The 15631-nt window shown below is 56.3% G+C and carries 10 protein-coding genes; 4 read left to right on the top strand and 6 right to left on the bottom strand.

Going from position 1 to position 15631, the window contains the following annotated elements; translation table 11 throughout:
* Window positions 1-187: 187 nt before the first annotated feature.
* The gene (locus SV7mr_RS21920) at window positions 188-1837 is read right to left on the bottom strand and encodes a prenyltransferase/squalene oxidase repeat-containing protein (RefSeq protein ID WP_419187747.1); all 1650 of its coding nucleotides are present in this window, start codon (window positions 1835-1837) and stop codon (window positions 188-190) included.
* A 778-nt stretch (window positions 1838-2615) separates the two neighbouring features.
* Entirely contained in the window at window positions 2616-3314 is a 699-nt protein-coding gene (locus SV7mr_RS21915; RefSeq protein WP_145276713.1) for a hypothetical protein, read from the bottom strand.
* A 323-nt stretch (window positions 3315-3637) separates the two neighbouring features.
* Between SV7mr_RS21915 and aroB the strand changes: the two genes are divergently transcribed.
* Window positions 3638-4780 carry a 3-dehydroquinate synthase gene (aroB, locus tag SV7mr_RS21910; RefSeq protein WP_419187746.1) on the top strand — a complete coding sequence of 381 codons (1143 nt, stop codon included), beginning with the start codon at window positions 3638-3640 and terminating at the stop codon, window positions 4778-4780.
* On the opposite strand, the gene SV7mr_RS21905 is transcribed toward aroB, so the two are convergent.
* Entirely contained in the window at window positions 4755-5708 is a 954-nt protein-coding gene (locus tag SV7mr_RS21905; protein ID WP_145276709.1) for a fructosamine kinase family protein, read from the bottom strand. The genes aroB and SV7mr_RS21905 overlap by 26 nt on opposite strands.
* Window positions 5709-5919: 211 nt before the next feature.
* Here SV7mr_RS21905 and SV7mr_RS21900 point away from each other — a divergent pair, with 211 nt between their 5' ends.
* The 3 genes from SV7mr_RS21900 (at window position 5920) to SV7mr_RS21890 (ending at window position 9020) form a co-directional block, all read left to right on the top strand.
* Window positions 5920-6489 (top strand): Hsp20/alpha crystallin family protein, encoded by a 570-nt coding sequence (locus tag SV7mr_RS21900; RefSeq protein ID WP_145276707.1) that lies wholly within the window; start codon window positions 5920-5922, stop codon window positions 6487-6489.
* 451 nt (window positions 6490-6940) lie between these two features.
* On the top strand, window positions 6941-7525 hold the full coding sequence (locus tag SV7mr_RS21895; RefSeq protein ID WP_145276705.1) for an RNA polymerase sigma factor: 585 nt from the start codon (window positions 6941-6943) through the stop codon (window positions 7523-7525).
* A 94-nt stretch (window positions 7526-7619) separates the two neighbouring features.
* Window positions 7620-9020, top strand: a complete 1401-nt coding sequence (locus SV7mr_RS21890; protein ID WP_145276703.1) for a sulfatase family protein — start codon at window positions 7620-7622, stop codon at window positions 9018-9020.
* 113 nt (window positions 9021-9133) lie between these two features.
* Here SV7mr_RS21890 and SV7mr_RS21885 read toward each other — a convergent pair whose 3' ends face one another.
* From SV7mr_RS21885 to SV7mr_RS21875, 3 genes are all read right to left on the bottom strand, one after another.
* Window positions 9134-10645 carry a DUF7133 domain-containing protein gene (locus tag SV7mr_RS21885; RefSeq protein WP_419187745.1) on the bottom strand — a complete coding sequence of 504 codons (1512 nt, stop codon included), beginning with the start codon at window positions 10643-10645 and terminating at the stop codon, window positions 9134-9136.
* Window positions 10646-10750: 105 nt separating this feature from the next.
* Window positions 10751-14338 carry a 3-keto-alpha-glucoside-1,2-lyase-like domain-containing protein gene (locus SV7mr_RS21880; protein WP_145276701.1) on the bottom strand — a complete coding sequence of 1196 codons (3588 nt, stop codon included), beginning with the start codon at window positions 14336-14338 and terminating at the stop codon, window positions 10751-10753.
* 214 nt (window positions 14339-14552) lie between these two features.
* Window positions 14553-15548 (bottom strand): DUF1559 domain-containing protein, encoded by a 996-nt coding sequence (locus SV7mr_RS21875; protein WP_145276699.1) that lies wholly within the window; start codon window positions 15546-15548, stop codon window positions 14553-14555.
* Window positions 15549-15631 lie beyond the last annotated feature (83 nt).

Here is a 15631-nt window from a genome sequence, read left to right as displayed (position 1 = left end):
GTGCCCAGCAAGGCTGCTGGGTTGGGAGCAAAAGAGCAAGAAACGCTCCCAACGCAACGACTAACCGCCTGAAGATCGTCATTTCAATCTGCCTCGCACCAACGCGCTGCACCGGGTTGCAGCGTCCAACCGCGATGCGCCATGCATCGCAGGGGATAGTTTAGATTGAAATGCGTTGGCAGGTTGCTTACAGCTGGAATTCGGCTTCGGACACCTTTTCCGCGTAAAGCGGCATGTGCCGGTAGTAGACTTCCAGGATCATGCAAGCAAAGGAAGTTGAACAGAGCCGACCGGCATTCGCAACGTGCCCGTTGTTGGGGAAGAACCAGCTGCCCTTGGCGCCGGGTTGTTGGGCCTGAGTTTCCACCAGCCAGTCACGCAGTTCTGTATTGAATTTGTCCCATTCCGAACCGCCGTGGTGGCGAAGCACTTGGACGGCGTAGTAGTCGTAGTACAGGTCGTTCTTCAACACACCTGTTTTGGCCAAGTGGCTAACACCTTTTTGGATGCCCGGATGTGATTTGTCCCAGCCACCATACATGCGGCACAGCAGGCCTACAGCGGTGGTTGCCGGGCGAACGGTAGCACTTGGTCCTGAATAGCCGTAAATGGATCCAGAGTCACTGGAGACCTTGTCCAGGAACAGAGCTGCGCCAGTGAACACGTTTTGCGGAATCGCAAGGTGTCCCATGTGACCACTCTTTAGTGCCATCACTTGCCAGCCCACGACGGAAGTGTCACCGCCGGAGCCTTCGGGGCCATAGCGCCAGCCGCCGTCAGCGTACTGCGCGAGGGCAATGAAGTTCAGTGCGGCTTGTGCGGGGGCGGCAAGTTCCGAGTCGCCCGTCATGGCATAGGCTTCACACAGTGTGATGGCGGCCAAGCCGTGATCGTACATGTTGCCACCGGGCCCGCGGTAGTCAACGTAGGGAATGCCGTTTCGGCGTCCGGGTTTTCCGTTGCGAACCAAGAATCGTAAGCCGGCATGAACAACTTGTCGGTATTCGCCTTTGAGGTGAGTTTGACCGGCGCCCATGAATGGCAGCAAAGCCATTGATGTCGCGGCATTCAACTGTTTGCTGCGGTTGGGTTCGCAACCGTTACCGCAGCCGCAGTTGGTTCCGCAGACGGCGTCGTGCTGAAACGTCCAGGCACCCATTTGCGGGCCATACTTGATTTGATGTCGGGTCAGCCATTTCAAGGCTTCGGTCACAGCCGCTTCGCTCGCTTCTGTGCCGCCGTATTCTCGTAACAGCTTTTTCTTCATTGCCTCTGAGCGGCTGCCCATCGGCTGTGAGTTGTTCGACATGCTCTGCAGCGTCATCGCCGTGGGGGCCATGTCGGATGCAAAGTCGGCCACTTCAAGGGGAACCGCGGTCACGTCCATGATCGGAGTTTCAAACGCGATCTCTTCGACCGTCTCGACGGGCTCGGTGATTTCGACTTCTTCCTCGGTCTCTTCGGTGTCCTCGGTCTCCATCATTTCCGGGTCTTCAAACGAGATCTCTTCGATCTCGGGACCGTCGTCGGCGCCGCTGGTCGCGGTCAGAACACTGATCAATTGCACTGGATTGGCCAGGGTGATCAGGCCCAAGATCAAAAGGATCAGAGCATGCACCAGAGCGCTGACGACCCAGGCAGGCGTTGCATGGAACAGCAGGAAGCGACGTTGTAAGTCCACGTCGTCTTGATCTTCGCCTTCTTCGGAGTCGACATCGTCGCCTTCGTACTGATCATCCGCGACACGCTGAGCAGTGGATGGATCAAGCGGCTGCTGCCCGTCGGGCTGTCCATCGGTTTGACCGAAGATATCATCAGGTTCGTTTGAAATAGTCACAAATGTGATCCCTGATCAGGGGTGATTAGTTTTGGCCACGGTGCGGCGAGAAGGATTTGAAAAGTCGACGAGTCTGCCCCAGTTGATGCATCGGTCCGCAGACGTTCCGGTTCTCCGGGGGGCGTTATGCCCGTGGGGAGTGTGCCCCTGTGTAGCTACACCTGTGCAGTGCACCCAGTCGTCCTGTCTGATTGTATCAACGTCGTTTGGCGAAACGATTCCATTGTGTCCCGCAGGGGATGGTTCAATGGGGAGGCGGGAGACGTTCCGGCTGCTTCCAGGCGGCGATGTGCCGAGCTGTGTTTCGCGTTTGGATGAGCTTAGTCCGCGAACCGCAGGCTGTCCTCTCCAGGAACCTTCAGTTTAATGTAATGGTCTCCGCATTGCATCTTGATTCGCCATGAATTTAACGGTTGGCGACCGCATTTGTACTCTGAGATTCTCTGATCGGTTGGCGGGATTCAGCTAGATGGCGGGGTGTCTCTCCCAAAACGCACAATCCCCCTAGCCGGAAATCAAATCCTCCGGCTGACCGGCGTCTGATGGTGGTTCAGCGCTGGCAAAGCCGGTGTGGTTTCAGTCAACACGCTGCTTGGGGTCTGCCGCCCATGGCTCGAATGTGAACCGCGTCCATGAAATGAGTGTCACTCTGCCGCCAGGGCGTGGAAAACGCGTTGACGGATGCGACAGTTGGATTCAAACGAAATCTGCAGCAATGCCCCCAAGTGTTGCTGCATGGATTTTGCTTCGCTGTTACTGCTTGGACTTGGCTTCGCTGTTACTGCTTGGACTTGGCTTCGCTGCGGATGGGTTCAAAGTGCGCGACCTTTTTTAGGAAACCCGGGATCGAGGTGGCGAAGCCGTCCCGCCAGCCCACGGTTTGATTTGCGTCGACGCGCCCGCAGCGACCGCGTTCCAAATCAATCAGCAGAGTGATCGGTTCAAACCGGTTGGCAGTGGGGTCGGTGAACCGCAGCAGCAGCCGAGATTCGAAGGGCGTTGTCTCGGCGATGGTCTCCGTGGACACCGATTGCCAATCGTAGGCCCGGTCGTCCAGCAGGTCGTGGCGTAGGTGTGCCAGTCCGGGCATCCCGCTCAGGCGAACGCGACGAACTTGATCGGTTTGCTCGCTGACCAGAGCGGCTAGCGATTCTTGAGCAGCATCGAGCGGCGGCAGTTTGGCGGGTTGCTTGTTCGCTGGAGTCACGATTCGCTGGTCAACATAAAGCTCGATCTCTTCGGCCAGTTGATACGCCAGGATCGCATCTGCGCCAAAGAACTTGGTCGTTTCTTCGGTGATCGCCTTTCTGCCCCAAACGCTCAGCCAAGCACCGCCAATCCCCAGCAGCACCACCCAGGCTGCGATCCAGAGTCCGCGCCGAGTGATCTGAGCTCTGGGATCGCTGCGTTTTTGCTGCTGAAGTGTTTCCAGTTTGTTCTCCGCAGGGATCGTCTCAAGCTGTTCCGTTTGGTTCACGATTCACTCCAGGGATGTCAGTGGGAAGGGTGCCGAGTTGCGAGCCCAAAAGCTGTCTGGCTGTTGACCCAGTGTCGCCGGCCGAGTCAGTGTCGCCGGCCGCGAGAAGGCAGCAACTGTCTGTCACCCTCGCTCGTCGAATTCGCCAAGGCTGGGTACACTTCATGGCCCGTGTCTAGACTGCCCAGCTCCAAGTCTAGACCGCGCAGTTCAGAGTCTAGCCAACGCAGTTCACAGTCTAGCCGACGCAGTTCAGCAACTCGCAACTTTGCAGCGACACTTCATCATAGGGTGTCATGAACCCCAATTCAGGAAACGCAACCATGGATTCTACGGCATCCACCAGCTCTCAGTCAGGCGAGATTTCGGACAAACACCCAACGGTGACCGTTGATCTGGGGCAACGGAGTTATCCGATTGAAATCACGACTGCGGCGACGGAGGCATTTCCTGCCTCGGTGTCCAAGGCGCTGCCTGACCTGACGCATGCCGTTTTGATCCACGACGAAGCGGTGGAGTCCTATGCGGCTGAACTTCAGCAAAAGCTCAGTGACATCCGTCCGTCGGTGCGTGTTGATCGGGTGGATGTGCCTTCAGGGGAACCGAGTAAGTCGTTTCAGCAGCTCCAGCGGTTGCTCGATGCCATGCTGGCCTGCGGAGCCGATCGGCGGAGTGTGGTGATCGCTGTCGGTGGCGGAGTGGTCGGCGACTTAGCAGGCTTTGCTGCCGCTTCGTTTGCTCGCGGGATTCGTTTTGTCCAAGTTCCCACCACCTTGCTGGCAATGGTCGACAGCAGCGTTGGCGGTAAGACGGGCATCAATCTTGCCGGTGGCAAAAACATGGTGGGGGCGTTTTGGCAACCGCACTTGGTCTGGATCGATACACAGGTGATGAACACCCTGCCGGAACGCAGTTTTCTAAGTGGCTTGGCGGAAGTCGTCAAATACGGCGTGATCGATGACGCGGAATTCTTCTGTGATCTAGAACGCGATGCTAGTGCTTTGGTGCAGCGTCAAGACGCTGTGCTGCGACAAGCCATTGAGCGCAGTTGCCAATCTAAAGCACGTGTCGTCAACGAAGACGAACGCGAAACGAGCGGTCGTCGTGCGATCTTGAATTACGGACATACCTTCGCCCACGCCATCGAGGCCACTGCTGGTTATGGAACGTTGTTGCACGGCGAAGCGGTTTCGATTGGCATGCAAATGGCCGCTAGCCTGGCGATTGATCTAGGACTGTGTGAAGCTGACTTGCTGACCCGGCAAACGAAGTTGCTCCTGGACTGTGGCTTGCCAGTGAGATTCCCCGACGCTGACGTCCAGGCCATGTTGCCAGTCATGATGCGTGACAAGAAAGTTGAACATGGCAAGCTGCGTTTCATCTTGCCACGAAAATTGGGACAAGTCGACTTAGTCGGTGATGTCGATCAAGCCAACGTGGTCAAAGCGATTCACGCACACCGCTAAGAATGCGTTGCGCGGTTTGCAAGGACAAGTCATCGTAGCCGCTGCCAAAGAGATTCAGATGATTCAGTTGGTGATACAGCAGGTAAATGTCGCTGCGGCGTTGCCAGCCAGGGGGCAGCGGCCAGACACTTTCATAGCCTTCGGTGAACGCTGGTCCACATTGCCCGAACCACTTGATCATGCCCCACTCTGCCTCTCGGCAACCGTAGTAGGTCGCCGGGTCGATTACCGCAGTGCGGCCGCTTTCGGTCAGTAAGTAATTGCCGCTCCACAGGTCCCCGTGGAGTAAGCACTGTACAGGGTCTCGGCCGGCAAGCAGTTGCGACATGTTTTGCATGATCACTTGGCATGCCCTGCGAAGTCGATGGTCCAATAATCCATGGTTCTGGGCCAGTTTGAGTTGAAAACCAATCCGCCGTTTGGCGACAAAGCTTGCCCATGTCTCACAGGGTTGGTTCGGCTGCAGTGACGCGCCCAAGTAATTGTCTTGATGCCAGCCCATCTGATCGCCGGCAGTCTGTTGGTGAAGGGTTGCCAGGTCGCGACCAAAGTCGAATTCACACCGTTCGCTCATGCCACCGGCTGCTGGCCGGAGGTATTGCATCAACAGATACGCTCTGTCACCGATTGCTTGGCAGCTAATGATCTCTGGAGCGGTCATGCCGGCGCTGCGAATCGCGGCCAAGCCTTCGGCTTCACATTGAAAGTTGTTCAGCATCGCTTGGTCGTTCTGCTTCAATACCAAGCTTACCGCCCCGTCGGGTTCATTCGCCGACCGCCCGTGATCGAGCGTTGGCAAAGCATGTGCCGGTAAACCCACGACGTCTATCTGCGAAACTTCGCTGATGCAGCCTCCTGAAAGCGGTCGTTGCGAACGCACCGTGACAGGCTGGCCAAGAAGTTGTTGTAGAACGGAGTGGACGGACATGGCAAAAAGATCGATGGTCTGGCGACGAGCCACGCAATGGCCCCTGTCATGGGTTTGGCATGCCACTTGCAATCGTAGCCCTGCGGTGTCATTGGCCTGTCGAGATGACAGGCAGCAATCAATGAAACCAATCACGTTGATGATGAGAGACTTCGTGTTCACGCGACCGAAGTCTATGTGTGCTGTTCACTCTTAACTGAGGAGTTTTACGATGCGTATGGTTTTTCCGACAAAACGACCTGCTCGACTGATGGATGAATTGGCCACGGATGTTGGAACCTTTGTCGAATCCTTTTTTGGTGACTTGGGCCAAGGTAGCTCCCAGCATCAGCGTTCCGGCTCCCAGCATCAGCGAATGTCGGCTCCCATGGATGTCCACGAATCCGCTGACGCGTTCCGGCTCTCGCTGGATGTTCCAGGGGTGAAGCTTGGTGACATTGAAATTGACGTTCATGATAACGTTTTACGAATCGCCGGTACCCGACATTGGCAAACAGATTCTGTTACCGAGCCACCGGATGCTGAGGGCGCAAAGTCGTCTAACGCAGAGCACGCAGAGGGTGATGTTGCCCAAGCTGGCCAACCGGCCGCCGAACCAACCATGAAGCGACTGGCTTCTGAACGCAGTTTTGGCGGTTTCGAACGCAAGCTGAAGTTTCGCACCGCTTTGGAAGCTGATCAGGTCCGTGCTGAGCTGAGCGATGGTGTGTTGACGATTCATCTGCCCAAGGCAGATCCCCAACGCGGTCGCCGGCGGGTTGAAGTTCAGAAGGTTTCGTGATCGGCGAAGCGGTGGACGAAAGATTCGGATGGACGCCACGGTTCGGGTGACAGGACTGTGGCGTTTTTCGTTGGTGATGGTGGTTGGAAGGTCAACAGCGTCGACCATCCGCCGGGCCGCGAGCTCGATCGATTAGCAGGTGGATCGGCCCGCGAGCGTCCTTGGTCCGATCGTTCAGATCATGGTGAAAATTCACGCTGCGGACCTGTCCATCGGCTGCTCTGGGGCGTTTCCGAAGCGGTGGTTCGCCCGTCACATTTCCACCAACCGGACATTATTCCGCTTGTTGGTCTGAATTCGTTGCTCGCAAGTTCCTGCACCATGCGATTCGCTGTCTACAATGAGGCGGTATGAGGTCGTCGCACTGGAGGCCTCTGTGATGCGTGAATGGCGTTGTCAGTGTTCTGGCGACGACACTTGAAACCTCCAAAGAAACGGAACGACATCAGAATTGGGCGGCCAACGAGAGAGTACTGAGCTCGAGTTAATCGATCGAGCACTCGCTGGCGATCGGTCCGCCTTCAGTGAACTGGTGCAGCGCAACCAGGAACGGCTCTTTGCGTCCATGATGCAGGTGACTGGCTCTCCCGAGGAAGCCGAAGAGGTCGTTCAAGAAGCCTTCATTCGGGCCTTCATCAAGCTGGATTCGTTTCAGAAAAATTCGCAGTTCTTTACCTGGATCTACAGGATTGCCTTCAACAGCGCGCTGACGAGGCAACGAAAAAAACGCGCCAAGATTTCGCTGGATCAGATTCGCGAAGAAAAAGGCATGGAAGTGGTTGGCGATCATGCGACAGTCGATGAGCCCATGCTGCGCGATGAGCGCGTCCAGATGGTCCGGCAAGCGATCGATACGCTGACCCATGAACACCGCCAGATTTTGATCCTGCGAGAAATGGACGAATTCGCGTACGAGGAGATTGCTGAAATCCTGCAAATCTCCATCGGTACCGTGCGCAGCCGGCTTAGTCGTGCTCGCAATCAATTAAAACTGGCCATCGAATCGATGGAGAGCGAAGGCACCAGTCCTCGCTAGCGTCCACGTGGTGAGCTCACTGCGGGTGCATGGGTTCGATGATCTCTGCCTCCTTTTCTAAAGACTTTCCCCTACGGAAGTGATGACCCTCGCGATGCGAACCTTTCTTTCACTGATCTGTGTTTTACTCGGCTCCTTTTCGGCTCATTTTGCAAACGCAGCGGAGGAGAAGCAGTCCCGGCCCAATATTTTGTTCATCTTCGCCGATGATTGGGGCTGGGGCGATCTGGGATGTCATGGACATCCCTATTTGAAGACGCCGAATCTCGATCGGCTTGCCGCACAGGGAACTGACTTTCAGCGATTCACGGTCGCCAGTGGAGTCTGCTCGCCAAGTCGCACAGCGGTGATGACGGGTCATTTTCCAGCGCGTTACAACATTGACGGGCATTTCGCTTGGGTGCCCAGTAACCAGAAGCGAGGGATGCCAGATTGGTTGGATGTGCAAGCACCCTCGTTGCCACGCATGTTGCAGCAAGCCGGTTATTCCACGGCGCACTTCGGGAAGTGGCATTTGGCCAATGACATGATCCCGGATTCACCGTTGCCAAGTCAGTATGGCTACGACCGCTATGGTGCTTTCAATTGCGCCGGTGAACAAATGCCGGTGCATGAGGATGCTGCCAATGCGATTGAGTTCATGCGCGAGAGTCACAGCGCATGCCAGCCCTTCTTTATCAATCTATGGATTCACGAGCCGCATACGCCCTTTCACACGGTACCGAAATACGAATGGCGGCATCGTGAAATGAACAGTCGCAACGATCAAATCTATGCCTCAGTGATTTCCCATGCAGACGATCGCATCGGCCAAGTGTTGGAGGAGCTGGATCGACTGAACATCAGCGATCAAACGCTCGTTGTCTTCACGTCTGACAATGGACCCGCGCGAGCTGGGGGCGAAACCGAATTGACCCTGCAATACGACACCGCCACCGGTGCAGGCTGGGGCATCGCAGCCTCCAAGGGCATCACTGCGGGCCGTAAAGGCTATAAGTCAGCCCTGTTCGAAGGCGGCATCAATGTGCCCTTCATCGCTCGCTGGCCAGGACAGATTCAAGCCGGCCATGTTGATCAGCAGTCGCTGATTTCCGCCGTCGATTTGCTGCCGACGTTCTGTGAGATCGCAGGTGTTGAGTTGCCAGCAGGCTATCAACCCGATGGTGTCAGTCAGTTCAAAACGCTTCAGGGCGACGTCGCCAAGCAGCGAGAGAAACCACTGTTTTGGAAGATGCAATCGCGGTGGCCTGCCGCCCCCTCACGGCCTTATCACTGGGTGTCCTACGCCGTGGTCGATCAGCAGTGGAAACTGCTAACCAACCGTGATCAGTCTCATGTGGAGCTGTATGACATCGTCGCCGATCCCTTGGAATCCAAGGACGTCGCAGCACAGCATCCTCAGGTCATCGCGGCGTTAAAGAAGCGGCTCATTGACTGGCAGGCAACGCTTCCCAGTCAACCCAGTGGCGACGTCTTTTCCAATCTGCGGAACTGATGTCAGTCTTCGGTGCCGCATGGCAACGTCGTGCTGGCACGCATGGCAACGTCGTGCTGGCACGCATGGCAACGTCGTGCTGGCACGCATGGCAACGTCGTGCTTCTAGCAGGCTACTTTGCTAGGTAGCTTGCGGTGTAGTAGGCCTCCGGGTGCAGCAGCGGCAACCCTTCTTGGCTGCGGATCTGCTTACTGATCAGTTCATGCACATGGCCGCGTTGCATGCCATCGATCTGCAAACGCACCTTCAGGTTGTCGTCGGAGACAGTCGCAGACTTGATCGTTGGTTTGGTGTGATCGACCTCTGGGCTGCCGTACTGCGACCGGTATTCGTAGGTGTACGTTTGCAGGTCATAGCCTGCCAGGTCTTGGGCGGTCTTGGGATCCACAGGCTTGGTGAATTCTAATTCGAAACCATCGGGCTTGATGCGCATGGCCAGGATTTCGAAGGGCAGCTTGCCCGTCCAGTCCAGTCGTTCGATGGCAAAGGGGCGGTTACCGACTGAACCCCAGCCACGGTTGGTGCCACCGACAAACAGCGATCCTTGGGGCGTCATTTCAACGCCGACATTCCCCGACGCAAAACCTTTGCGGAATGGAAAGCACGCGCCTTGAACGTGACCGTTGACTTCTTCGAGAGACACTCGCATGATGGTGCTGGCGGATTGATCGGCGACGAACAGCTGATCTTGGAAAGGCCCAAACTTGCCACCAGTGGTGTCACAGGCAATGCCGCTGGCGCTCTTGCCCATTTTGTTGTACGGGAACAAAACCGTCGGCATAGAGAGTTCAGGGATGCGGTCTGCTTCGGTGTGCAACCGAGATCCACTGACAGGCTCTTCGGGTTTTTTGCCCATAACGGATTCCGCTTGCTCGTACCAGCGAAAGCCGCCGGGGTGTCCGACGAACTTGTTTTGGATCAAGGGTTTGAGGCCACAAGTGCCATTCCAGGGGCCTTGGTTATCGGTGTAGTACAAGCGTCCTTTCGCATCGGCGCCCACGCCGCCCGGGGATCGCACGCCACTGCAGTACGGCAGTGTTTCGCCGTCCGGAGTGACCTTCACGGCCCAGCCACGGTACAGCACGTTGCTGTTGAATGAACCCGTCAGGCACAGAGTGATCACGATATTGCCATCGGCATCGAACTTTGATCCAAACGCGTATTCGTGGTAGTCCGCTGAAACGCCCCAGCCATCGCCGACGGTTTCAAAGACATCGGCAACGCCGTCGCCGTCTTCGTCCCGCATTCGTGTCAGCTCGGGGCGCTGGGTGGCGTAAAGCCAGCCGTCTTTGGCTGCCAAGCTAAGTGGTTCGTGCAGTCCGCGAGTAAAGACTGAAAACTGATCGGCGGTGACTTCGTCGGCGAAGGGTTTTTCAATGCGAAAGATGTCGCCGCGGCGACTGCAGACGGCCATCGATCCATCGTCCATCAGCTGAAAACCACTGGCTTCGATCACTTCGCCCAATGGAGGCTGAAAGGTGACGATGCGATAGTAATCAGATTCTTGTGGATTCTGTGCCGCAGTCATGCTGGCCAGCATCGTGGCTAGGCCAAGGACGGCTAAGGCAGCGGGCTGCAGAAGTGAACGCACGAATGAAGCGTTGAGAGTGGGCTGAGTCTTCATGTTGTTACTTGGGAAATGGTAGGGCGACAACGCCGTATTGATTCGAAATCAAGACAGGCAATCAGCACTGGCACGGCAGGACCAGTGCGATGGCTGTCAAGTTGATTACCACTGCAAGGTTTCGGTGACCGTGGCCTGTTTGCCAGCCGGAATGGCGACGCGAAGCTCCTCTTTGCCATCGATCGTGACAACCTTTGCCTGGCCGCCTTCGATTGCAATCTGCAGATCACCCATGACGAATTTGCCATCGGCTTGCGTGATCTTGTCAGCCTGAGCCATTCGCCAGATCAAGCCCAAGGAGGCATCATCACCAAGGCGACGGACAGTGATGGATCGCTTCAGTCCGTCATCGGACAAAGGGGTCACGGCATCATCGATTTGCACGTTGCCCGCCTGATAGCGGAACGTGGGATTGCCGTTGGAATCGAGCTGATAGCCTTTGAACCGGTAACCTAAGTCACGCCCGATCTCGCTCGACCAAGCCATTTCCAGATCGGTGCCAGCTTTGATCGGCGTCCAGCGTTCCAGATGTTGCACCGCCGCACCGGCCGGTGAAGTGCGACCTTGGCCACGCCCGGTCCAGTGTTTGGCGGCATCAATGAATTCGCTTTTCCAAATCTGCCCCAAGGACATCCGCTCGGCATCCCAAATCAGGTTGGCCTCACCGGGGAATCCAACTGCGATCCCACGGGCAGACATGTCGTTAAAGAAGTTGCGGTAGATCAGAGGGCGTTCGCCCGGCGAAAGCAAGATCGTTCCACTGCGAACGCCCGTCGGTTCTTTGACGTCTTTGGCGGTTGCCAAATAAGCCCACATCGCGTCCACCTGTTTCACAGGATCCCCGTGGTACAGTTTGTCGTAAGAGCTTTTGCCGTCGGGGAAACTGTTTGGCATGCGAGTGCCGGGACGATACTTGGTCGGGTCTTGTAGGTAACGTACAAACCAGTCGTGACGCAGTCGCTTGGGCATGGCACGCAAATCCATCGCGCCCAAGCCTCCGCCGGTGAGCCCTTCGTAGGAGTGGCATTTCACACACGACAAACCGCTCGAACCCACCAGTTTGCGACCGCTGGAGACCAAGTCGCTGTTCTCTGCAGGTTGCTCGAACGTGGTTTCCGGGCGATCGCTTTTCACTAACAATGGCGTCAGTGATTGAGCCACCTGTTCGCCAAATCCCGGCATGCGCGTTTGCATGTAGTTGCGAACGTTGGCGCCTCCCGTGATGGCGGTTTGGATGTAGTTGTCCTGTAACTTATCGCCGACGCCATCAAGCGGTGGAGGTGTGCGTCCTTCCCAGCCCATTTCAGCAATCGTGGACTGAAAGAAACTGTCGCGGGCCAGTTCGTTGCCGCCCAGATCATTGCGGCGGTGACAGGCGTAGCAATTCAATGCGGCGAAATGAAGGTGCAAGCGATCCGCATCGGCAAGTGATCGCGTGGGCGACTCACGGCGTTTCTCAATCGCTGCGACGATGGCTTGCTTTTGACGCGGAGACAGGTTGAAATCCATCGCGGGTTTGGAAACCGTTTCCGCCAAACAACCGCGATCAGCTTGCAAGGTTGCCAAGCCAGGGGCTTGTGGCACATCGCTTAACTTGTCACCGCTGTCGTGGCAGGAAGCACAGCCAGCAAGGCGGAACAACTGTTTGCCCGTTTCAACCAATGCAGGGTCCGGCTGAAACGCATCTTTGAGCAACCGCCCAGTCTCTTGATTGCCATCGGTGATGATCTCTTGCAGATCCACCAGGCCTAACGTGGGGTCGTTGACTTTGACGCTGAGTTCACCGCCTCCACCGGCGTTGAAAAATTCAATTCGAATGGGATGCACGCCGGCTTTGAGATTGAACTTGGCCTTGCGTTCCGAGCGAGGGTGCACGCCATCAACGTCCACCTTGTTTTCACCAATGATCAAACGAGAGCCATCATCGCTGGCCAAAATGAATTCATAAACGCCATCCTGAGGGGCATTGATTTTCGATTCTAGGACCACGCCGGTATTGGTTTGGTTCAGTAGCTTGCGATCGTCCAAAACCGTGGTTGTGTCTTCGCTGACGGGTTTCAAAGCGTCAAAATCAGGCAGCTTTTGCCAGTTGCCTTTGTAGACTTTGCGAGTAAAGACGGCTTCGCTCTTTCGTTCCGTCACCGCTCGCGTCAGGTAAGCCGCGATTGAATATGCATCGCCTTGAGATCCAACCAGTGATGGCATGCGACCACCGGAACGAACCTTGTGTGGTTCCAGGATAAACTTAGCCAGCGAGTCAATCGTGTACTTTCGCTCCACAGCACCCAGTGGAACGTTGGTGTTATCCGGAGTTGCAGTGCCTTCGAACGCTTTGTGGCAGGCAACGCAGCCCACGCTATGGTACAGCTGGCGACCTTGTTGAACGGCGCTTTTGCGACCTGCACGATCGAGAAGTTTCACCGAGTCGTCTCGCAGCAACAAATAGCTGGCGATCGATGCAGCGGCCGACAAACGCTGGTCGTTTGGCAGTCCCGCCCAAGGATCTGGCATCGCTGTGTTGGGTTTGAATCCGTGCGGGTCGGAGATCATGGCGACCAATGCATCGTTTCGCACGCGGCCTGCGACTTCTGCCAGCGAAGGTGCTTTCTTTTCCGGCAGCAAGCTGGTCAGGGCGTCCTGCTGAGGTGTCTTGTGGCAGGCGGTGCAGCTAAGGTTGCTGATCAGGATTTCTCCGCCCAACGCTTGCTCATCTGGCTTGCCAGAGAAAAATCGTTCAAATCCAGGGACGATGGGGCGACGAGCTTCCTTGGCAGCATCACGCGGCTGAATCCAAATGTTGCGATAGCGAACCGGATTGCCGTGATCTTGTAGGTAAATGGGGCCAGGATCGGCTGACTCTTTGACAGGAGCTGCGGTCGTCGTGCGAGGCACAACGGTGTCGTTTTGCACCATTTCACCGTTGAGCCAAACGGTCAAGCGAGCATCCGCGATCTTTTTGCCGTCTTGGAACGTTGCCGCAGTGAAATCGACGTCGTACGTTTGCCACTGCATGGGTGGCAAACAGGCGTTCACGTCTGGAGCCTTGATGCTGTAGATGCCTCCAGTTTCGTTGTTTTCTCCTTTGAGACCAAACGAATCCAGGACTTGAGTTTCGTAACGTCCTTGATGATACACCCCACTGTTGCCCCTGCCCTGCCCTCTGGCCTTGGGCATCCATGGTGTGCGGAATTCAACATGCAAGGAGTAATCACCAAAGGTGTCTTTGCTGGTTGTGCCGGAAATCAACAGGCCTTCTTCAGACAGCTTGCCACCTTTCCAGTTCTGCAACGATTCTTCACTGCCATCGAACAAAACCTTGGCACCGGCCGGGGCTTTCTTGCCAAGCGTCGGTGACGTTCGCTCTACTCGTTTCAAGTCGTTGGCTTCAACCAATGCAGCGACGGTTTCTTCGTCGCCGTTGATGGTGCGAGGAGGCGTTTCCGACTGATGTCGTAGCGACAGGGGACTGTCGTAGACGATGATGTCAAATTCACCCTCTCCCAGCGCAATCACTTGCAGGCTGCGAGCATCGCCATCGTATTCACCTTGGATCAGGTAGTCCGGGTCATCGACCGGAGGAGCAGCAAAAAGGTCAGCGTGACAGGCGAAAAATGCCGCGAGTAACGCTGCGACCGTGGACAAGTGTTTGCCGAGTGCACGCATCGCGCGAGGCAAAAAATAGCAGTTAATCATCGCAAAAGCAGTGAATCATTGGGTGGGATAAAGGTGGGGCGAGACGGCATTCTAGCAGTATCCCACCAGCGTTGCACTACGGCTTACCGACGGGGGCTCCATTGCCACTGGAGGCGAGTTGCGAGTTGCGAGTTGCGGGAGCGAGAGGTTGGATTCTTTTTCGCGATTCCGATGGGTTCCCGACCTTGTGTGTCTGCGGCTGCCCAACGGTTGATCAAGGAGAGGTTTCGCGGCCGCTGACACTGGCGTGCATGCGATGAATCAGGAGGTCCATGCTATAGGTCATCAGTTCCACGCGTCCATCAGCAAACGCGGCGTTCCAGCCAGCGTGGTGGGTGGAGCCAAAGTCATGGCACTCGAGGCAATTGTCACGCGAGTCCATCCGCGGAGAACGCGCTGCAAATCGAACATAGGAGTGTGTAGAAATGGGCGAGTTGTGATAGCCAGCGATGGGGGCGCGGTCACCAAACCCATTGGCGCTGGACAGTTTGTTCAAGTCCATTGCCTTTTCGCCAACCAAGTACGTATTTGAGAGTCCATCTTGGATCTTACTGGTCGGCGTGCGACGGCCATACGACCAGGTGCCATCATGCTTGATCTCGATGGCGGGTGCGTCATTGATATTTTGGTTAGCGCCCACTAGGACCTCCGCAGCGCCTCCATTCATGGCATAGTCTGTTCGCGCACCACGCGATCCGTATCGCTCTCGGTAGGGGCTTTGCAGAGGGTATGATTTCGCTCGGCGGCGCGTCGGGCAGATCAAGCCTTCGACGGGCGATGACACAGCCTCTTCGACATGGGGGACAGTATGTGGTGAGCGATGGGAGGCCAACGAGCCAATCTGCTGGGCGAGCGTATTGCGTTCCATGAACGGCAGTGATTGTGTGATCCAGTTGCCACCGCCTTGAGTGGTGCGCGTATGGCCGGGAAGTTGGCGAATCAAGAATCCGCCAGCTTCACCACCGTATCCTGGCAGGACATTAAACGCCGTTTCATAGTTATGGCACGCCAAGGCAACTTGTTTGAGATTGTTCTTGCACTGGACCAAACGCGCTGCTTCCCGAGCCGCTTGCACCGCAGGTAACAGCAAGCCAATCAGGATGCCGATGACGGAGATCGCAACAAGCAGTTCGATTAGAGTGAACCCAAGACAGGCCTGCGATGGGACTGTGAATCGATCTGACCGGCGGGAAAGATGGTGCGCTGGCACAGCAAACCATAAGTGTTCTGGGGGTGGTTTTGCGATCCTGTAACACGGCGAAGGCCGCCCGGCAGTCAGGCATTGTATCGGTT

Origin of the sequence: Stieleria bergensis, from assembly GCA_007745635.1 — a bacterium.
GTDB classification, from domain to species: Bacteria; Planctomycetota; Planctomycetia; order Pirellulales; family Pirellulaceae; genus Stieleria; species Stieleria bergensis.
This window is presented reverse-complemented; position numbering and strand designations above follow the sequence as displayed.